The 19,283-nt window shown below is 54.3% G+C and carries 16 protein-coding genes; 6 read left to right on the top strand and 10 right to left on the bottom strand.

Features of this window, described 5'->3' with window-relative positions:
- Positions 1-5: 5 nt before the first annotated feature.
- Positions 6-3,188, top strand: coding sequence for an efflux RND transporter permease subunit (locus tag DESAC_RS07610; protein ID WP_013706492.1), 3,183 nt, complete (start codon positions 6-8; stop codon positions 3,186-3,188).
- A gap of 1 nt (position 3,189) precedes the next feature.
- Complete coding sequence (locus DESAC_RS07605; RefSeq protein WP_013706491.1) at positions 3,190-4,593, top strand: efflux transporter outer membrane subunit; 1,404 nt, start codon at positions 3,190-3,192, stop codon at positions 4,591-4,593.
- Between the two features lie 28 nt (positions 4,594-4,621).
- On the opposite strand, the gene DESAC_RS07600 is transcribed toward DESAC_RS07605, so the two are convergent.
- The 9 genes from DESAC_RS07600 to corA all read right to left on the bottom strand — a co-directional run bounded on the left by DESAC_RS07600 (position 4,622) and on the right by corA (position 14,670).
- Positions 4,622-5,122, bottom strand: a complete 501-nt coding sequence (locus DESAC_RS07600) for a ribonuclease toxin HepT-like protein (RefSeq protein WP_013706490.1) — start codon at positions 5,120-5,122, stop codon at positions 4,622-4,624.
- Positions 5,079-5,471, bottom strand: coding sequence for a nucleotidyltransferase family protein (locus DESAC_RS07595; RefSeq protein WP_013706489.1), 393 nt, complete (start codon positions 5,469-5,471; stop codon positions 5,079-5,081). Before DESAC_RS07595 ends, DESAC_RS07600 begins: the two co-directional genes overlap by 44 nt.
- 174 nt (positions 5,472-5,645) lie before the next feature.
- Positions 5,646-6,212: a C40 family peptidase gene (locus DESAC_RS15220; RefSeq protein ID WP_013706488.1), complete on the bottom strand. Its 567-nt coding sequence runs from the start codon at positions 6,210-6,212 to the stop codon at positions 5,646-5,648.
- Positions 6,184-8,100 (bottom strand): methionine--tRNA ligase, encoded by a 1,917-nt coding sequence (gene metG, locus DESAC_RS07585; protein ID WP_013706487.1) that lies wholly within the window; start codon positions 8,098-8,100, stop codon positions 6,184-6,186. Before metG ends, DESAC_RS15220 begins: the two co-directional genes overlap by 29 nt.
- Before the next feature lie 345 nt (positions 8,101-8,445).
- Positions 8,446-8,835, bottom strand: coding sequence for a YkgJ family cysteine cluster protein (locus DESAC_RS07580; protein WP_013706486.1), 390 nt, complete (start codon positions 8,833-8,835; stop codon positions 8,446-8,448).
- 44 nt (positions 8,836-8,879) lie between these two features.
- Complete coding sequence (locus DESAC_RS07575) at positions 8,880-9,929, bottom strand: NAD(P)H-dependent glycerol-3-phosphate dehydrogenase (RefSeq protein ID WP_013706485.1); 1,050 nt, start codon at positions 9,927-9,929, stop codon at positions 8,880-8,882.
- Entirely contained in the window at positions 9,916-12,342 is a 2,427-nt protein-coding gene (gene gyrA / locus DESAC_RS07570; protein ID WP_013706484.1) for a DNA gyrase subunit A, read from the bottom strand. The genes DESAC_RS07575 and gyrA overlap by 14 nt, the downstream gene beginning before the upstream one ends.
- A 142-nt stretch (positions 12,343-12,484) precedes the next feature.
- The gene (locus tag DESAC_RS07565) at positions 12,485-13,606 is read right to left on the bottom strand and encodes an ABC transporter substrate-binding protein (RefSeq protein ID WP_041283859.1); all 1,122 of its coding nucleotides are present in this window, start codon (positions 13,604-13,606) and stop codon (positions 12,485-12,487) included.
- Positions 13,606-14,670 carry a magnesium/cobalt transporter CorA gene (gene corA, locus DESAC_RS07560; protein ID WP_013706481.1) on the bottom strand — a complete coding sequence of 355 codons (1,065 nt, stop codon included), beginning with the start codon at positions 14,668-14,670 and terminating at the stop codon, positions 13,606-13,608. The genes DESAC_RS07565 and corA overlap by 1 nt, the downstream gene beginning before the upstream one ends.
- 237 nt (positions 14,671-14,907) lie before the next feature.
- On the opposite strand from corA, the gene DESAC_RS07555 reads away from it, so the two are divergent.
- From DESAC_RS07555 to DESAC_RS07545, 3 genes are all read left to right on the top strand, one after another.
- Entirely contained in the window at positions 14,908-15,390 is a 483-nt protein-coding gene (locus tag DESAC_RS07555; protein WP_013706480.1) for an adenosine-specific kinase, read from the top strand.
- A 205-nt stretch (positions 15,391-15,595) separates the two neighbouring features.
- Positions 15,596-16,582, top strand: coding sequence for a nucleotidyltransferase family protein (locus DESAC_RS07550; protein ID WP_013706479.1), 987 nt, complete (start codon positions 15,596-15,598; stop codon positions 16,580-16,582).
- 20 nt (positions 16,583-16,602) lie between these two features.
- Positions 16,603-17,442: an MBL fold metallo-hydrolase gene (locus DESAC_RS07545; RefSeq protein ID WP_013706478.1), complete on the top strand. Its 840-nt coding sequence runs from the start codon at positions 16,603-16,605 to the stop codon at positions 17,440-17,442.
- Between the two features lie 26 nt (positions 17,443-17,468).
- Here DESAC_RS07545 and DESAC_RS07540 read toward each other — a convergent pair whose 3' ends face one another.
- A complete protein-coding gene (locus DESAC_RS07540; RefSeq protein WP_013706477.1) occupies positions 17,469-17,864 on the bottom strand; it encodes a tetratricopeptide repeat protein in 396 nt (131 codons plus the stop codon).
- Positions 17,865-18,126: 262 nt separating this feature from the next.
- Here DESAC_RS07540 and DESAC_RS07535 point away from each other — a divergent pair, with 262 nt between their 5' ends.
- Positions 18,127-19,248, top strand: coding sequence for a glycosyltransferase family 4 protein (locus DESAC_RS07535; RefSeq protein ID WP_041283858.1), 1,122 nt, complete (start codon positions 18,127-18,129; stop codon positions 19,246-19,248).
- The last annotated feature ends 35 nt before the right edge of the window (positions 19,249-19,283 follow it).

Below are 19,283 nucleotides of genomic sequence, written 5' to 3'. Positions count from 1 at the left end.
AGGTGATGTTATCGAACTTTTTTCTGGATCGCCCGGTCTTCGCTTGGGTTATCGCCATCATCATGATGCTGGCGGGCGGGTTGGCAATTTACAATATGCCCATTTCCCAGTATCCTCCCATCGCCCCTCCGTCCATCGCCATTGACGCCTTCTACCCCGGGGCTTCAGCGGAAACTGTAGAGAATAGTGTAGTGCAGATCATCGAACAGAAGATGACCGGCTTTGACAAGCTCCTCTACATGTCTGGCACAAGCGATGCCTCCGGAGCCGGGAGAATCGAACTGACCTTTGCCCCGGGGGCTGACCCGGACCTGGCCTGGGCCATGGTGCAGAATAAACTCCAGCTCGCCATGGCCAGCCTGCCCGATACGGTGCAGCGCAGCGGTGTTAAAGTAAGTAAATCCACCAAAAACTGGCTTATCATTGTCGGTTTGACCTCGGAAGACGGCAGCATGGACGAGTTTGACCTGGCCGACTATGCTCAGGCCAACATCGAACAGGTGCTGGCCCGGGTGCCGGGGGTGGGGGAAGTGGAAACCTTCACTTCCCAGTATGCCATGCGGGTCTGGGTCAATCCGGATAAATTGAACGATTATCAGTTAACGATGGAAGATGTCATCAAAGGACTCCAGGCCTATAACGTGGAAGTTTCCGCCGGCCAGTTCGGCGGGATTCCGGCGGTGGAGGGCCAGCGGTTGAACGCTTCCATCATTGTCCAGAATCTCCTCAAGACGCCGGAGGAATTCGCCGCCATCCCCCTGCGCATCAACCCGGACGGCTCCATTGTGCGGGTGCGGGATGTGGGGCGGACCGAACTGGGCACCGAGCGCTACGGCAGCAAGGTGTTGTACAACGGCCAGCCAGGAGCCGCCTTGGCGATACGGCAGGCCGCCGGGGCCAACGCCTTGAAAACCGCCGATGGCGTCAAGGCGAAGATGGCAGAACTGGCCAAATACTTTCCCCCCGGCATGAAAGCTATGTATCCCTATGACACCACCCCCTTTGTACGGGTGGCCATCAACGAGGTGGTCTGGACCCTTTTCGAAGCAATCCTCTTGGTATTTCTGGTAATGTATGTTTTTCTGGGAAACCTCCGGGCCACGCTGATTCCCACCCTGGCGGTGCCGGTAGTCATCTTGGGAACCTTCGCAATCTTGGGATTGTTCGGGTTTTCCATCAATATGCTGACCATGTTCGCCATGGTGCTGGCCATTGGCCTGCTGGTGGACGACGCCATTGTGGTGGTCGAAAACGTGGAGCGGGTCATGAGCGAAGAGGGTCTCCCGCCCAAGGAAGCAACCCGCAAATCCATGGGAGAAATCACCAGCGCCTTGATCGGCATCGGGCTGGTGCTCGCCGCGGTCTTCGGCCCCATGGCCTTCTTTGGCGGCTCCACCGGGGTTATCTACCGCCAGTTTTCTATCACTGTTATTGCCGCCATGCTGTTGTCAGTGGTGGTGGCCCTGATCTTGACCCCGGTGCTGTGCGCCTCCCTCCTCAAACCGGTTGCCAAAGGACATCAGGGAGGGGAGACCGGCTTTCGATTTTTTCGGCCTTTCTTCCGCTGGTTTGACCAGGCGTTTCTGTGGACCAGGGATAGGTACCAAGCCATGGTGGGGCAGATTCTCGGCAAGAAGCTCCGCTACGTGGTTATTTACCTGCTCATCGTGGCAACCCTGGGATTCCTGTTCCAGCGCATGCCCACTGCCTATCTCCCTAATGAGGATCAGGGCGTCATGTTTGTTCAAACGATGCTACCGGCGGGTTCGACCCTGGAGCAAACCCAGCAGATTCAAGATCAGGTACGCACCCATTTTCTGGAGGATGAGAAGGACGCCGTGGCCTCCATTTTCACGGTGGCCGGTCGGGGCTTTTCCGGAGCTGGCCAGAACACGGGGCTGGCTTTTGTTAAGCTCAGGGACTGGGAGCTGCGCCCCGGGGCGGATTTGAAGGTGGATGCCTTGGTAAAGCGCGCCATGGCCAAGTTTTCCAAATTCCGCAATGCCTTGGTGTTTGCCTTCCCTCCGCCGGCCGTCCTGGAACTGGGGCGGGCGGGCGGCTTTGACTTCCAATTACAGGATCGAGGCGGACTGGGCCATGAAGCCCTGATGAAGGCCCGCAATCAGATGCTCGGCATGGCTGCCCAGGATCCGAGGTTGGTCCGCGTCCGCCCCAGTGGTCTGGAAGATGTAACCCAATACCGCATCGATGTGGATTGGGAAAAAGCCGGAGCCCTGGGAGTTCCCATCAGCGCTATCCACCACACTATTTCGGCGGCCTTCGGCAGCGCTTATGTGAACGACTTCATCCAGGGAGGACGGGTCAAGCGGGTCTATGCCCAGGCCGACTCGCCCTATCGGATGCTGCCCAAAGACTTGGAGCGGCTCTATGTCCGGAATGCCGCAGGCACGATGACACCCTTTACTTCCTTCGCCACCGGCCACTGGTTCCAAGGCTCGCCGCTTTTGGAGCGTTACAACAGCTTCCCATCCTTGAATATTTGGGGTGAACCGGCCCCGGGGAGAAGCTCCGGAGAGGCGATGCAGGCCATGGAAGAGATTGTCGCTAAGCTGCCCAAGGGCGTCGGTTATGACTGGACCGGCATCTCCTACCAGGAGCGTATGGCCAAGGCCCAAACCGGACTGCTTTACACCTTCTCTATAATCGTGATATTTCTCTGCCTGGCCGCCCTGTATGAGAGTTGGACCATTCCCATCACTATCCTGCTAGCCTTGCCGTTGGGAGTTGTCGGCGGCGTGGTGGCGTCATCACTGCGGGGACTGCCCAATGACGTCTATTTTCAGATCGGGCTGCTCACCGTTTTGGGGCTTACCACCAAGAACGCCATTTTAATCGTGCAGTTCGCCATGGCCAAAATAGAAGAAGGTATGGGGTTGGTCGAAGCCACTCTGGAGGGCTCCAAACTGCGGCTGCGACCGATCGTCATGACCTCTCTGGCCTTCGGCTTCGGCGTCCTCCCCCTGGCCCTGGCCACCGGGGCTGGCGCCGGGGCGCAAATGGCCATCGGCACCGGCGTCCTGGGCGGGATGATCACTGCCACCTTCCTGGCGATTTTCTTTATCCCCCTCTTTTTTGTGGGGGTAGTGCAACTGTTCGGGAAAAAAAAGACACACGCACCAACAGGAGAGCCCGATCCAAAGGTAGTAACTCCTTCGGAGACGCACTGAGATGATCAGGAAAATACTTGCATTGTTGGTTATTATAGCCGTTCCCCTCACCGGCTGCACCTTGATCCCGGAATATACACGCCCCGAGGCGCCGATCCCCCAGGACTGGCCCAGCGGTCCGGCGTATAAAAACGCTTCCCCTGCACCGGACGCGCCGCTCGCGGCCGAGGTGCAATGGCGGACATTCTTCGCTGATCAACGGCTGCAAACGATCATTGCCATGGCCCTGAAAAACAATCGGGATCTGCAGGTAGCCGCCTTGAGTGTGGAAAAAGCGCGCGCTATGTACCGCGTCCAGCGCGCCGAGCTTTTCCCGACGGTGGAAACCGGCATCAGCGCCAGGAAGGAACGCGTCAAAATCTCGGGAACCCAAGGAATGGTAAACCTGGAGGAGTACAGCATCAATCTGGGCATCAGTTCCTGGGAAATTGATTTCTTCGGCCGGATTCGCAGCTTGAAAAAACGGGCCCTAGAAGAATACCTGGCCTCGGAACAGGGTCGCCGCAGTGCGGAGATCTTGCTGATATCAGAAGTGGCCAACGCCTATCTGACCCTGGCGGCGGATCGGGAAAACCTCAAACTGGCTCGATCCACCCTTGAGACCCAGCAGGCTGCTTACAATCTGATCCGACGGAGGTTTGAAGTCGGCTTTGCACCCGAACTGGATCTGCGTCAGGTACAAACCAGAGTGGATACAGCCCGAGTGGACGTGGCGCGCTATACTGAATTGACGGCTCAAGATGAAAATGCCTTACACCTGTTGGCCGGATCACCCATTCCGGCCGACCTGTTGCCGAGAGAATTGAGCCTGGTCAAACCCTTGCCGGATGTATCCCCCGGCACGTCTTCGGAGGTGCTCCTGCGCCGTCCCGATATTCTTCAGGCAGAGCATGTCCTCAAGGCCGCCAATGCCAATATCGGCGCGGCCCGCGCCGCTTTCTTCCCCCGCATTTCACTTACCTCGGCGATTGGTACCGCCAGCGGCGACCTATCGGGACTGTTTGAGACCGGTTCCTTTGTCTGGAGTTACGCTCCTCGAATCGTTCTGCCGATCTTCGATGCCCGCACCCGGCCAGCATTGGAGGCCACTCAGGTAGCAAGGAAGATTGCCCAGGCGCAATACGAACGATCGATCCAAATCGCTTTTCGGGAAACCGCTGATGCGCTTGCCAGCCGAGGCACGCTGGGAGACCGGATGGCAGCCCAGCAATCTCTGGTCGATGCCACTGCCAGAACCTACCAGCTCTCCAATGCGCGCTATGAAAAGGGGATCGACATCTATCTAAACGTGCTGGATGCGCAACGCTCTCTTTATGCCGCACAGCAGGGTCTCATCGCCATCCGCCTGGCAAAATTAGCTAATCAGGTGCGGCTGTATGCAGTATTGGGTGGCGGGGGAGATTGAGCAGATGCACGAAAAGGCATCGGGGTTGTTATGCTATTTCCTTCGCCAGGGTTAAGAGCCACTTAACGAAGTTTCGCACCTGAACCTCGAATTCATGATACACAGCGGGATATTTATTGATAAGTTCTTCTAGGCGATGTGGATTTAACTCAAACCCATAATTGTTTCGTACCACGTGTCGGAAGGCCAGAAATTCATCAAGTTGGCGCGCAGTTTCCACCGAAAGGATGGCCGGACGCCCCTCCCGGACTAAACTCATACGGCTTAAGAGACGTTTATGCCAGTCATAACCGGAGGGTAAAGCGCCGTTCAATTCGGAGGCAATAATCTGAAAGATCCGCTCGCAGCCGGTGTAAAAATTGTGCAGCTTCAGAGCCAGATTTTCATAGAAAAGGTCCGCCCGTGCCGAGTCACTCTTGATTTCACCCTGTACTCGGACAATTTCTCTGTTCAAACGCTCCAAGCGGTCTAATTCGACCTCTAGATCATTCGCCATTTCCCGTAAGGCATCGCTTGAGATCTCGCGCATATAGCACCTCCCCGGTATTTAATATCCGATTTTTAAAATGAGGCTCCAGATCTTCCAGGGGTTTTAAATCAATCCAGGCGCGGCTTAAACGATTGACCGCACCCAGGGCAGAAAATAACCTGTCGGCAGGAAGGCCTTCTACCGCTAAATCTATATCCGACCCGACTCGGAAGCTACCTTTGGCCAGGGAACCGAACAGGATAATTTTCTCTGCCCCGAATTCTGCGATAAGCAGTCGGACAATCTGCTTCACCTCAGAGCGCGCCGACTGTTCCAACCGCTGGTTATAAAGCTTCTGTGCGGCCCGACGGCAACGCCAAAAATCGATATGTTCCTGGCAAACTTCCATAGTTATCATCTCTGCAGTTGATCTAGGCGGGTAATCTCCCAAGGTTGCTTATTTTTTAGCATCCCAGAAGGCGGGAGGCGCTTCGCTTTCCTACCCTACGCCACTGTGCAGAGGTTATTGTCTTATCAACTTGAAACCTATTTCCCTGGATAGCAAGTCGATTATACCCTGAGGTCAACTGTCATCCGGCAGATATCTGCGAACACCGATGAGGGAGCGTTTCCAGGCATCCTGGTTCAGGTTACTGATAGCCACGCCGCCCTGGCTGGCGGAGGCATGAATGAAGCGCCCGTTGCCGATATAGATGCCGACGTGGCAGGGTTGCGCCTCGCGGCTGAACCATCCCGAGAAGATGCTGGCTTTAACATGGGAATATTTGCTCTGGCAGTATTTATTGAAAAAGACGAGATCGCCATACTGCAGGGCATCCTTGGGAATCGGTTCACCGCTCTCGAATTGGAGTTCTGAAGTCCGGGGCACCTTCATCCCTGCCCGCTCATATACCTTCATGACAAAGCCTGAGCAGTCTACCCCATCCTTGCTGGCGCCGCCATATTTATAGTTGGTGCCCAGGTAATAACTGATGGCCTCTCGGAGACGCTTAGCTGAGGGGGGAGCGGCACCTACCGGCGCCGGCTCGGGTTTGGGACGCTCCCCGGCGCAGTCAGCCAATACCAGCACCAGGAGTCCTACCAGACAATAGAGACAAATGCTATGAGACCGATGATCCTGGAATAACATCTTTTTCCGGACTGAGGAGAAGGAGACGTCCTTCGCTTTTGGCCGCCAGGACCATGCCCTGAGATTCAATTCCCATGAGCTTGGTGGGTTTAAGGTTGGCCACGATGATCACCTGTCTGCCGATGATCTCGGCCGGCTCGTAATGCTGGGCAATACCTGCTACGACCTGCCGTACCTCACCAATATCCACACTTAATTTTAACAATTTATCAGATTTGGGAATTTTCGCCGCCGCGATGATCCGCCCCACTCGCAGATCGAGCTGTTGAAAGACGGCCAGCTCCACCTGGGGTTTGAACGGCTGAATTGGGAAAACGGCCTCGCCCCCGCTGACTGATTTGATTTCCAACGTTTCCAATCTGGGGAACAGGGGGGCACCCTTGATGAGTTGAACTCCTGTCGGCAGTCTCCCCCAGGTGAGGAGCTCGAACAATCCTGAGTCCCAGGTATCCGGACTCAGACCCAATTGTTCCCGCATACGGTCAGCACTGGCCGGCAGTAGCGGCCTTAACATCACGGTCACCCACCGCAACCCCTCCAAAATGGTGTAGAGCACGGTATTAAGGCGCTGCTGTTCCTGGATTTTGAAGAGCTTCCAGGGTTCCATGACCACGATATAGCGGTTGATTTCACCGATAAGCTCCCATAATCGCTGGAGCGCTTTATGGAACTCCAGCTCCGGAAGATACCCTAAATAATCGTCACGCACCATCTCGGCCAGAGATCTGAGTTCCTCGTCGGCAGACTCATAAGGACCCGCCTCCGGCACCACCCCCTGACGATACTTGAAGACCATAGCCAGACTGCGGGAGAAAAGGTTGCCCAGATCATTGGCCAGATCCGCGTTGATCCGGCCAACTAGGGCGTCTTCGCTGAACACGGCGTCCAGACCGTAGACCATCTCCCGCAGGAAGAAATAGCGCACCTGATCCAATCCGTATTGCTTCACCAACCTCTGCGGCTCTACCACGTTCCCCAGGGTTTTGGACATCTTACCCTGGCCGATCTGCCAATATCCATGTACGTTGAGATGGTGATATGGCTCCAGACCTGTGGCCTTCAAGATGGTAGGCCAATAGATGCCATGGGGTTTGAGGATATCCTTGGCAATGAGATGCTGACAGGCAGGCCAGAATTTTTTGACAAGCGCCTGATCGGGATACCCCAAGCCTGTAAGGTAATTGATCAGGGCATCGAACCAGACATACGTGACATAGTTGTCATCAAACGGCAGCGGGATACCCCATTGCACCCGGGCCCGGGGCCTTGAAATGCACAAGTCTTCCAGCGGTTCTTTCAAAAACGACAAAACTTCATTGCGGTAGCGTTCCGGACGGATAAAATCGGTATGAGTTTGGATATACTCGATAAGCCAGTCCTGATAGCGGCTCATGCGAAAAAAGTAATTGCCTTCCTTGACGTAGGTCGGTTTGACCTGATGATCAGGACATTTGCCATCCACCAACTCCCGCTCCAGCACGAAGCGCTCACAGCCGTAGCAGTAATGCCCAGCATATTCGCTGAAATAGATATCTCCCTGGGAATTAACCTTATTCAGCACATATTGCACTACTTGGATATGCAGGGGATCAGTGGTTCGGATAAAATGATCATAGCTGATCTGCATCTGATCCCATGTTCCCCGGAACCTGCCGCTGATCTGATCCACATAGTCTTTAACCGGAATTCCTCGTGCCCGGGCCGCCTCCACTACTTTTTCCCCATGCTCATCCGTCCCGGTTTGGAAACGCGTTTCCGCCCCCATCAGCCGGTGGAAGCGAGCCAGGGTGTCGGCCAACACTGTGGTGTAGGCATGGCCGATATGGGGTTCGGCATTCACATAATAGATCGGAGTAGTAATATATAATGGCGGTTGTGGCTTGGTCATCGGTTTTGCTCTATCGCTTTCTCGGTGGTTGTATGAACACAGTAATCTTAAAGACGGCGGGCGCGGCCCGTTCTATGAGTAAATTGCCAATAAATTATTGATAATGGGATAGGGCGGCCCATGGCCGCAGCTGATGTTTAACATGGTCGATGAGAAAAAATGTATATGAAAACAGTGCGTGGTGAGCAGAAAAAGCATTATTGGGAGCAGCCGCCACGGTTCTGTTTTCATGCTTGGTTATGATCACCAGAACATGCCAATTTGTATATTAAAATAATTTCTGCATAGGCTAAAATACCCGTGCTACCGGTATCACCCTTCAATGTTGACTGCTGCACGTTTCAGCTAAATAATATGTTTCCGCCACCACCATAAAAAATCCTCATATCGGCAGTCCGGATCAAAACCGGGACAGACCGATTTGGCGGCTTCGAACTCATTTTCATGCAGCAGAATCGCCGGCAAAAACGGCCAGTTGCGGCAGATTCTGGGTTTCACCGGATGAATCTGGCAGCAACCTTGATCATTAAAGATACAACCGCCGGCAGTTTTATTTTTTACAGTCAGACCGAGCGGCGTGCTTTCGAGATATGTCTTTTTGAACTGCCGTACCGACATCTTCAGAAAGCGGGCGATGATTTCGATCTCGATTGCTGTAGGCAAGATACCGCCGCGGCCTTCACAACACTCTCCGCAAAGCTGACAACGAAACACCGGTCGATGATTGGTTGGCATAATCATTCAATCAGTTCAGATAACAGTAATGTATTCGGGTCGGCTTACCAACTTTCCGCCAAGGCGTCGATTTCATCCTTTAAGGCTCGGGTCATGAGGATGCGAACCGCCTCTCGGGGTGAATGGTTTTCATACAGAATACGATATACCTGTTCGACGATGGGCATCTCCACCCCGAGTTTTTGGGCCAGAAAATACGCCGCGGCGGCGTTTTTGACGCCCTCCGCCACCATCTTCATTTCGGCTAGGATATCGGGTAATCGTTTACCGGCGCCCAACTGCACGCCGACCTGATAATTGCGGGATTGGCTGCTGGTACAGGTTAACACCAGATCGCCTAACCCTGATAAACCTGACAGAGTCATGGGGTTGGCGCCCAATCGCACCCCCAGCCGGGCTATTTCGGCCAGCCCACGGGTAATTAATGCTGCCCTCGGGTTGGCCCCCAGACCCAGACCTTCCAGTATACCAGCCCCAAGGGCCATGATGTTTTTCAACGCTCCACCCAACTCAACGCCAGTAACGTCGAAGGTAGTATAGACGCGAAACGTCGGAGTGGAGAAGAGGCGCTGGACTAATTTCGCCACCGACCGCTGGCGGCTGGCTACCGTTACCACGGTAGGCTGATTCTGGACCACCTCTCTGGCAAAACTAGGACCGGAAAGAATGGCATAAGAACGTTCGGGACCCAAAACCTCTCGCACCACGCCTTCCATGGTAAGTAGCGTCTCATTTTCTATCCCTTTGGTAGCGCTGACAAAGACAACTTCGGGACTGGCAGCCGACTGCAATAAGCCTAAAACCTGGCGGAAGACATGAGACGGCGCTGCCATGATTACCACCGGCGCCCCTCGCACGGCTTCCGCGGCCTCGCCGAAAAAGCTCAGGTGGGAGGAGAGCTTGACTCCCGGTAGAAAAAAGGTATTTTCCCGTTTCTGGCAGAGGATGGCCAGCAGTTCCGGTTCATAGACCCAGAGGCGGACCTCACGTCCATGCCGCCCCAAGTGATGCGCCAGGGCAGTCCCCCAGCTTCCGGCGCCAATGACCGCAACAGGTGTGGAGTCCAAGGCCAGGTGCGAGTTACTCTCCTTCATCGCCCTTCTCCGCCAGGCGGGCGATGCTCACTACCCGCTCCTCTGGTTCAGTATCGATCAATTTGACGCCTTGGGTAACCCTGCCGATCAGAGAAATACCGGTCACCGGCAACCGGATGATCTTGCCGCGATCGGTAATAAGCATAATCTCATCGTCTTCCGTAACCTGGATAATGCCAACTACCGGGCCGTTGCGGTCAGTGATACGCAGAGCCAGGAGACCCGAGCCCCCTCGCTTTTGCAGGCGATATTCTTCGTGCCGGGTGCGTTTGCCGTAACCGTTGGCCGTAACGGTAAGAATGGCCCCTTCGGCACTTAAAATCTCCATACCCACAATACAGTCATCCTCTGCCACCGTCATACCTCTGACGCCGCGGGCCGACCGTCCCATATCTCTGACGTCCTGCTCGGCAAATCGAATGATTTTACCCAGGCTGGTGCCCAGAAAAACCTCCTTATTACCGTCGGTCAGGGCTACGCTGACCAGTTCATCTCCTTCATCCAGGGTACAGGCGATGAGTCCGCCGGAGCGGGGCCGGCTGAAGTTCATCAGTTCGGTTTTCTTAATAATCCCCCGTTTGGTGGCCATGACCAGGTAATGTTCAGGGACAAATTCGCGTATTGGCAATATGGTGGTCAGCTTCTCCTGTGAACCGAAATTAAGCAGATTGACTATGGCCTTGCCCCGGGCGCTCGGACTGCCCACGGGAATCTCGTGCACCTTCAGCCAATAAATTCTGCCCAGGTTACTAAATACCAAGAAATAATTATGGGTTGAGGCTATATAGAGCTGGGAGACGAAATCATCTTCCTTGATGCTCATCCCGGTCCGCCCTTTACCCCCCCGGCGCTGGCTGCGGTACAGGTTCAGGGGATTGCGTTTGATGTAGCCCTGGTGCGAGACAGTCACAACCATATCTTCATCAGGAATCAGGTCCTCGAGGGTTAGCTCGGCGGTCTCGGGGATGATCTCGGTCCGCCGTGGGTCGCCGTAGCGGTCGCGCAGGTCGATCAGATCTGCTTCAATCAACTGATAAACCAATGCCTCGTTGGCCAGAATTTCTTTAAACCGAGCGATATCTTTCAGGAGTTGCTCGTATTCGTCAATAATCTTCTGACGCTCCAATCCGGTCAGCCGCTGCAGCCGCATCTCCAAGATCGCCTGGGCCTGGACTTCGGTCAGAGTAAACCGCTCCACGAGCTGGCTCCGGGCGGTAGACGGGCTGGCGGCCGAGCGGATCAGGGCAATAATCTGATCCAAGTGATCCAGGGCAATCTTCAAACCGGCCAGAATATGAGCCCGTTCCTCGGCTTTACGCAGTTCATAGAGGGTGCGCCGGACGATAACCTCCCGGCGATGCTTTAGAAATTCGGTCAGCAGGTCTTTGAGGGAGAGCAGTTCCGGGCGGTTGTTGACGATGGCAACTAAATTGATGCCGTAGGTGACCTGCATATTGGTGTGGGCAAAAAGTTGGTTGAGAATGGGTTGAGCCAGTTCATCCTTACGGAGCTGGATCACTACCCGCATCCCTTCACGGTCGGATTCATCCCGGATGTCGGTGATGCCTTCAATCTTTTTATCCTTCACCAATTCAACAATGCGTTCAATCAGTTTTACCTTATTGACCTGATAAGGCAGTTCGTTGATGATAATGTATTCCCGGCCGCCTCTCTGTTCGAGGAAGGTGCGGGCCCGGAGGCGGATCAATCCTTTGCCGGTCCGGTAGGCTTCGGCAATGCCATCGGACCCGTAAATAAACCCGGCCGTGGGGAAGTCCGGCCCCGGCATAATGGCCATGAGTTCGGCCAAACTTATCTGGGGATTTTTAATAAAAGCCAGCAGGGCGTTGCAGACCTCCGCCAGATTGTGCGGCGGGATGTTGGTGGCCATCCCCACGGCGATGCCGGAAGAACCGTTGATCAAGAGGTTGGGCGCCCGGGCTGGCAGCACCAGGGGCTCTTGCATAGAGCCGTCGTAGTTGGGTATAAAATCTACCGTCTCTTTGTCCAGGTCCAGGAGCAGCTCACCGGCCAGCCGGGTCATACGCACTTCGGTGTAGCGCATCGCCGCCGGGGCGTCGCCGTCGATGGAGCCGAAGTTGCCCTGGCCGTCCACCAGCGGATAGCGCAGGGAGAAGTCCTGGGCCATGCGCACGATGGCGTCATAAACGGCGGTGTCACCGTGGGGGTGATACTTACCGATGACATCGCCCACAATACGGGCCGATTTCTTATAAGGCTTATTATAATCGTTGCCGGCCTCGGACATGGCAAAGAGAATCCGGCGGTGTACCGGCTTCAGGCCGTCCCGGACATCCGGCAGGGCCCGGCCAATAATGACCGACAGGGCGTATTCTAAATACGACTTGCGAATTTCATCTTCGATGTTGACATGTACGACGCGGCTTTCCATGGGGTCAAATAAGTTTCTCATTGTTTGGATTTAATTATTTTACTCGGTGAGCAATGGCATGCTCCAAGATTTTAAAATAGTAGCGCTAATCTTTTATGTCTTTCTGGCAACGGCTGACATTTCCGCCTTTTCCTTACTCACCTTAAGGCGCCAACTTCGTTACATAGACAAACTTACCACCCTGCACCTTTAAGATATTTACCTCTTTGATAGGATTGTTATCCGGCCCCATGGTGATAAGGCCCGAGACTCCGGGGAAATTCTTGGTCTGGGCCAACGCCTGCCGCAGCTTCGGGCCTTTGGTGGTCTGGGCCCGCTCTAAAGCGTCCCGCAGCAGGAAATAACAGTCCCCTCCCAAGGCGGCAAAGGCACCGATTTCGCTCTTGGTTTCGGCTTCATAGGCCTTAATGAATTCCTGGGCTAAAGGCGTATTCACCGCCTCCCGATGGAAATGGGCCGTCAGGTACAACCCCTCCACTGCCGCCCCGCCGATAGCGATAAGATCGCTCACCTGGGCGCCATCGCCTGTGAGGATGGGCGCGGCAAAGCCAAGTTCCCGCATCTGCCTGGCCAACAGGGCATCTTCGGCGTAATAATTGGGGGCATAGACCAGATCCGGGGCTGTAGGCTTGATAGCGGAAATCTGGGCCGAAAAATCCTGGTCGCCGGTTTGGATAAAGGTCTTGGCGACGATCTGTCCGCCCAGTTTTTGGAATTCCTCCATGAAAAAGGCGGCCAGACCGACGCAATAGTCCTGCCCCTGATCGATGATAACCGCCACTTTCTGAACCTTGAGATATTCTCTGGCAAATCGGGCCGCTGCCCGTCCCTGCTGCGTATCTACGAAACAGACCCGGAAGGCGTATTGCCGGTTCTGCGTCACCAGAGGATTGGTGGCTGTTGGCGTGAGGTTGGGAACGGCCAAACGCTCGGCGATGGGCGTTCCGGCCAGGGTGTCGCCGCTGATGACTTCTCCGATAATCGCCACCACCTTGTCTTTCTCAATCAGGCGGCTGACGGCGTTGGCGGCCTCGATCCGGTCGCTTTTAGTATCCACCAATTTAAGACTGATTTTTTGACCCAGCACCTGAGGCTTCAGTCTTCGGGCCGTTTGGATGCCTTTCCAGACAACCTGGCCCATGGCCGCGGCCGATCCGGTAATGGGTATGTAGCAGCCGATGGCAATCTCCTCTGCCGCCGCCGGGGTAAACCAAGATACAGCACATATAAGGGCTATTAATTTCCAAAATGCTAACATCTTCATCAGATCCATTTCTTGCGTTTAAAATATATGACCATGGCCAGGGCCACGATCAACATCAGCCCCAGGGCAAAGGGATAGCCGAAAGGCCAGCTTAATTCCGGCATGTTCCAAGAGGAGACGTTCGTTTTGAAGTTCATGCCATAGAGGCTGGCCAGAAAGTTTAAGGGGATGAAGATCGTAGCAATGACCGTGAGTACCTTCATGACCTCATTGAGCCGGGTGTTCAGGCTCGACAGATAGACCTCGATGAGGCCGGAAGCCATATCGCGATAATTTTCCAGCAGATCGATGATTTGGAAAGTATGATCATAGCAGTCTCGGAGATAAATCCGAGAGCGTTCGGAAATCAGAACACCTTCATGATGCAGGAGATAATTTATGCTTTCCCGTAAGGGCCACATCAGACGTCGCCCCCGCAGCAACTGCCGTCTGAGACCTTGGAGTTCGGTAGTTGGCTGGCCGAGCGGTTCATTCAATAATCGATCCTCAATCTGATCAAGCCGCTCGCCGAGGTTTCCCAGGATAGGGAACCAGGAGTCAACGGCGAAATCGAGGAGGGTATAGGCCAGGTAGTCCGCCCCATGTTGGCGGATCTGACCTTGTCCATGGCGAAGCCGCTCTCTAATAATCGCAAAATGATCGATGTGGCTCTCCTGGACGCTCAAAAGAAAATCGGCCCCCAAAAATATACTTATCTGCTCGTCCTGAAACTCTTCCAGATCGGTCGGCAACCGGCTGACAATGAAAAGGTAATCTGAATAGTCCTCTACTTTGACTGGCGCCCGGCCTTCCACGACATCCTCCAGGGCCAATACATGCAATCCCAATTGAGCCCCCAAATCCTGCAGGAGGGTTAGATCCTCCAGGCCTTCCAGATGGAGCCATCGGATTCCGGCGCGATCCTGATATTTCAGGAAATCTTCCGCATTAGCATTGGCATTTTCTTCCAGTCTGTCCCCGTCATACCAGATCAGGCACAGACGGGAGGGATAAGTCTGCCGACCGGCCCGATGCTCCAGGACCCCGGGTGGGCTCCCAGGCGGTGGAAAGGATTTAAAAGCCATACGATGCAACCTTACCCGGAGGTTGGATTGGCACCGGCACGATAGGATATGCGACCGTCGCCGGTTTTCTTTCTATCTGTTAATTATCGCTTGTAATCATTTATTTAACAAGCTTATAATAGCACTATTCCCGAGTGTCGGGAGAGGAGATTAGGGGCGAATACCAGATTTGCCCCTACAATTAAGAATCAACCTTTGAGGGTGAAATGGTGTCAACCATGTTGCCAGGGTGCCGCTATGGAATTTAAACTTGTTGATTTGCAGATACCTGAAGCCGCCAATCTAATCTTGGGACATGCCCATTTTATTAAGACGGTGGAAGACCTTTATGAGATTCTCATCACCTCCGGTGGAGGAGTGCAGTTCGGTCTGGCCTTTTGCGAAGCCTCGGGAGAATGCCTGATCCGGTTTGAGGGCAATGAACCTGAGCTGATAGCGGCAGCAACGGAAAATGCCCAAAGACTGGCGGCCGGACACACCTTTAACATCCTGATCCGCAATGCCTTTCCAATTAATATGCTCAACGCCGTCAAGATGTGCCAGGAGGTCTGTACTATCCATTGCGCCACTGCCAACCCTGTTCAGGTGATCATAGCGGAAACGTCGCTAGGACGGGGTATTATGGGAGTAATTGATGGCTTCACTCCCAAGGGGGTCGAACAGGAGGCGGGAAAGGCCTGGCGGTACGACCTCTTGAGGAAGATAGGCTATAAGAAGTAAGATCATTGAGATAATAAGTTCTGCACAGGCTAGAACGTCATACCGTTTGGCCATGCAACGGTTGTTATAGCAGAAGATCGGTAGCGTAGACCTCCAGATCTGCGTCATGAGAAGTCCATAGCGGTTTTCGAAGTTGGCGGGTGGCTTATGGGCTGTGAAACTTACCAATTGAAGGAGACGTAGACGCAACTTCGAAGATTAGGGCATGACTGTTGACTTTTCTCCTACCGCGGTAATTCTGGCAGCCGGTCTGGGCACCCGACTTCGGCCTTTGAGTTATCAGGTTCCCAAACCGCTCTTCCCGATCATTAATCGCCCCCTCTTAGGTCTGATTTTGGCCCAACTGCACGCTGCCGGTTTTCGCCGGGTGGGTATCAACACACACCATCGGGCGGATGAGATCAAGGCCTTCCTTGAGGCCAATACCCCGACCGAACTGGAGATATACCTCAGTTACGAACCGGTTATTTTGGGGACCGCAGGGGGAATTCGACAACTTGCGGGATTTTTGGGTGAGACGCCATTCCTGGTGATTAATGGCGACATTGTCACTGACCTTGATCTGGCCGCGACTTATCAAGCACATCATCCAGAAGCCCTGGCAACCCTCGTCCTCCATGATTATCCGCGATTCAACAACGTCTGGCTGTCACAGGGCGACCGCATTGCTGCTTTTGGTCCCGCCAGGCTGCCCATGTCAACCGCACCTCCCCTGGCCTTTACCGGTGTACAGGTGATCTCCCCCAGGCTTTTCAACTACATTGCTCCAGGATTGTTTGTGAACATCATCGACGTCTATCGCCAGGCCATCGCCGCCGGTGAGGTTGTAGCAGCCCATCGGGAAGAGGGTTTTTATTGGCAGGATATCGGCACCCCCCAAGACTATCTTGAAATTCACCGCCGCCTGTTGGCCGGGGAATTGCCGGTTTTAGCCAACTTTCTGCCACCCCTGACCGATCCTTTTCTAGATGCGGGTGCCGTCCTCGGCCCTCGGGTTTGCTGCGACGGCGGCGTCTGTCTGGGTGCTGGCGTGCGGGTGGGCGAAGAAGCGTACTTAAAGAATACGGTACTTTGGGCCGATACGGTGGTTGATCCAGGCGTCCGCCTGGTGGATTGCCTGGTTGGCCGAGGGGTGCGGGTGCGAGAGTCCGCCGTGGCCAGAACACTGACTGGCGGTCCTGAACCTTCATAAATGAACCGGAAGAGTCATCTATGTTGATACGTTGTTACGGGGCGCGCGGATCAATCCCGGTCTCAGGTCCGGAATATGTCCGTTACGGCGGGGACACAACCTGTCTGGAAATAAGGAGCCAGGATGGCGACATTATTATTGTTGACGCCGGCTCGGGGATTAGAAGGCTGGGGAAGAACCTCATGGCGGCAGAGCGGTTTGACTACACCCTCTTTATGACACACTCCCATTGGGACCACATACTGGGCTTCCCTTTTTTCAAACCGATTTATGACTCCAGAACCAGAATCACTATTCTAGGTTGCAATCGTACCCAAGGCGATATTAAAAATCTACTGGCCGCAGCTATGCGAACACCCTTTTTCCCCGTTCCTTTCAGCGCCTTAGAGGCCGAGATCAATTATAACGATGAGTGCGTTTGGAGCCACCACATCGGTCCCCTAGAGGTTTTTCCGATCAGCCTGAGCCATCCCAACGGGGGGCTGGGATACAAATTTGTAGAGGCAGGCAAAACATTTGTCTTTTTAACCGACAATGAATTAGGTTATCAACATCGAGGAGGGTTACATCCGCAGGAATATACGGAATTTGCCTTTAACGCTGATCTTTTGATCCATGACGCTGAATACACGCCGGAGGAATACCAACAGACCCGCCGGTGGGGGCATTCAACCTATCTGGAGGCCCTGGATCTGGCAATGCAGGCCCGGGTAAAAAGATTCGGTTTATTTCACCACAATCAAGATCGTACCGATAGCGGCATCGACAATCTTTTGGAGCATTGCCGGGAAATTATTGCCGCCCAGAAATCCTCCCTGGAGGTCTTTGCACTGGCGCAGACATCTGAAATCCTGCTTTAAAGAATTGCCGGCTCTGATTCTGCCAGTTACCGGGCCTTGTCGAGAAACCCAGCCGCCTCTGACTCCTTGCCCTGGTTCTTCAGAAACTGACCCAGATAGTAGTATCCCTCTTTATAACCCGGATCTAATCGGACTGCCTTGCGATAGGCCTCCTCCGCCTCGCGCATTTTCCCCAATCTCTCCAAACAGGAGCCTTTCAGGCTATACGCCTCGGCATAATTCGGGTTGAGAGAGATTGCCTGGTCTATTGATTTCAGGGCCTCCTGGTGTTTACCATCCGTGGCCAGACCCATAGCATATTGGAGATACCCCTGGGCCGCCTTGAGGGTGGCTTCCTGGGCTTTGTCAGCGGTCCACGCGACAGTAGCGAAACCGCAGCAGATAAGTATCAGGGCAAACATACTTGCTTTTTTAACTGGCATGATATTCCTCCGATTGCACACTCGTATCGGTCCGGAACCGACAAATTCCAATCGTACTATATCCGCTAGGGTTTGCCAAGGCAATCTTAAAAAGGTTGACTTAACATAAGAAGAGAATATAAAAATACTCATTTGTCCGATCAGCTCAGGACTGCGGGATGTGCTTCGCTTCTCCATCCCGCGGGTTTACTCAGCACTCAGCCATCGGACAAGGCGGTTAACTCGGCTGACATGGCTTGGAGGAAAAAAGAACGGCATCAGCATGGGCTCGACTAAGGTGCATTACACTGTTTTACATACCGAATCTTCTTTAGGATGGGGCGGCCAGGAAAAGCGGATTTTTTCGGAAGCCGAGGTCATGCGGCAACGGGGCCATACGATACTGCTGGCGGCGGACTTTCGGAGCGAACTCTACCACCGGGGCAAGGAGGCAGGATTTGCGCTATTCCCCCTTACCTTTGGCGGCTGCCGCAATCTAGCCGCCTGTCTGTCTCTGCGCCAGGTCTTGCGCCGCCAACGGGTAGAGATTCTCAACACCCACAGCTCTCTGGATAGCTGGGTGGGCCATCTGGCCGCCATGGGGCGGCGGGACCGGGTCAAGCTGGTTCGCACCCGGCACTTAAGCACCCCCATCAGGAGCTCATGGCCTACCCGTTGGCTGTATCAAAGCCCTGACGCCATTATTACCACCGGCCAGGCAATTAAAGAACTGATTGCCAAGCGAGTCGGCGTTGCGGAGCACAAGATATATTCCATCCCCACCGGGGTTCCTTTAGACCGATTCTATCCCCACCCCTCGACCGCCGGTCGGACGGAGCTTCTTCCGGCCTGGCCCCCCGATGCCTGTATTATCGGGTCGGTGGCAGTGTTGCGTACCTGGAAGGGCCATAATTTTTTATTAGAAGCTGTGGCCAAGATCCTGGCTCAGGAAGAAAAAGTCTATCTTGTTCTTGTCGGTGACGGGCCGATACGGCACCTGGTTGAAGAAAAGGTAGCCGCACTAAACCTCAACGATCGTGTACTCTTGACCGGCTATCAGGACGATGTCCCGGCCTGGTTGGCGCTCATGGACATCGTTGTGCTGGCCTCATATGCCAATGAAGGCGTGCCGCAATCACTGTTACAAGCCATGGCTATGGCCCGGCCGGTCATCGGAACGACCTGCGGCGGCATTCCCGAGATCGTGACCGATGGGGTTAATGGTCTGCTGACACCTCCCAAAGACCCCGAGGCATTGACCCAAGCCCTCATACAGCTCATCCGGAACCCCGCCCAGAGGCAAGAATTTGGGTTAAACGGATTAAGACTGGTACAGGAACGTTTTTCCCTTGAGCAGATGGCCGCGGCCATGGAACAGGTGTATGAGCACATTCTAGCGGAATAAAAAGAAGGACAATTATTAACTTGATTAGGAGAATC

The organism is Desulfobacca acetoxidans DSM 11109 (assembly GCF_000195295.1).
Classification (GTDB): domain Bacteria; phylum Desulfobacterota; class Desulfobaccia; order Desulfobaccales; family Desulfobaccaceae; genus Desulfobacca; species Desulfobacca acetoxidans.
This window is presented reverse-complemented; position numbering and strand designations above follow the sequence as displayed.

Coding starts and splice junctions, on each gene's coding strand:
- DESAC_RS07610 (WP_013706492.1), top strand. CDS start 6: ATGTTATCGAACTTTTTTCTGGATCGCCCGGTCTTCGCTTGGGTTATC.
- DESAC_RS07605 (WP_013706491.1), top strand. CDS start 3,190: ATGATCAGGAAAATACTTGCATTGTTGGTTATTATAGCCGTTCCCCTC.
- DESAC_RS07600 (WP_013706490.1), bottom strand. CDS start 5,122: ATGCGCGAGATCTCAAGCGATGCCTTACGGGAAATGGCGAATGATCTA.
- DESAC_RS07595 (WP_013706489.1), bottom strand. CDS start 5,471: ATGGAAGTTTGCCAGGAACATATCGATTTTTGGCGTTGCCGTCGGGCC.
- DESAC_RS15220 (WP_013706488.1), bottom strand. CDS start 6,212: ATGTTATTCCAGGATCATCGGTCTCATAGCATTTGTCTCTATTGTCTG.
- metG (WP_013706487.1), bottom strand. CDS start 8,100: ATGACCAAGCCACAACCGCCATTATATATTACTACTCCGATCTATTAT.
- DESAC_RS07580 (WP_013706486.1), bottom strand. CDS start 8,835: ATGCCAACCAATCATCGACCGGTGTTTCGTTGTCAGCTTTGCGGAGAG.
- DESAC_RS07575 (WP_013706485.1), bottom strand. CDS start 9,929: ATGAAGGAGAGTAACTCGCACCTGGCCTTGGACTCCACACCTGTTGCG.
- gyrA (WP_013706484.1), bottom strand. CDS start 12,342: ATGGAAAGCCGCGTCGTACATGTCAACATCGAAGATGAAATTCGCAAG.
- DESAC_RS07565 (WP_041283859.1), bottom strand. CDS start 13,606: ATGAAGATGTTAGCATTTTGGAAATTAATAGCCCTTATATGTGCTGTA.
- corA (WP_013706481.1), bottom strand. CDS start 14,670: ATGGCTTTTAAATCCTTTCCACCGCCTGGGAGCCCACCCGGGGTCCTG.
- DESAC_RS07555 (WP_013706480.1), top strand. CDS start 14,908: ATGGAATTTAAACTTGTTGATTTGCAGATACCTGAAGCCGCCAATCTA.
- DESAC_RS07550 (WP_013706479.1), top strand. CDS start 15,596: ATGACTGTTGACTTTTCTCCTACCGCGGTAATTCTGGCAGCCGGTCTG.
- DESAC_RS07545 (WP_013706478.1), top strand. CDS start 16,603: ATGTTGATACGTTGTTACGGGGCGCGCGGATCAATCCCGGTCTCAGGT.
- DESAC_RS07540 (WP_013706477.1), bottom strand. CDS start 17,864: ATGCCAGTTAAAAAAGCAAGTATGTTTGCCCTGATACTTATCTGCTGC.
- DESAC_RS07535 (WP_041283858.1), top strand. CDS start 18,127: ATGGGCTCGACTAAGGTGCATTACACTGTTTTACATACCGAATCTTCT.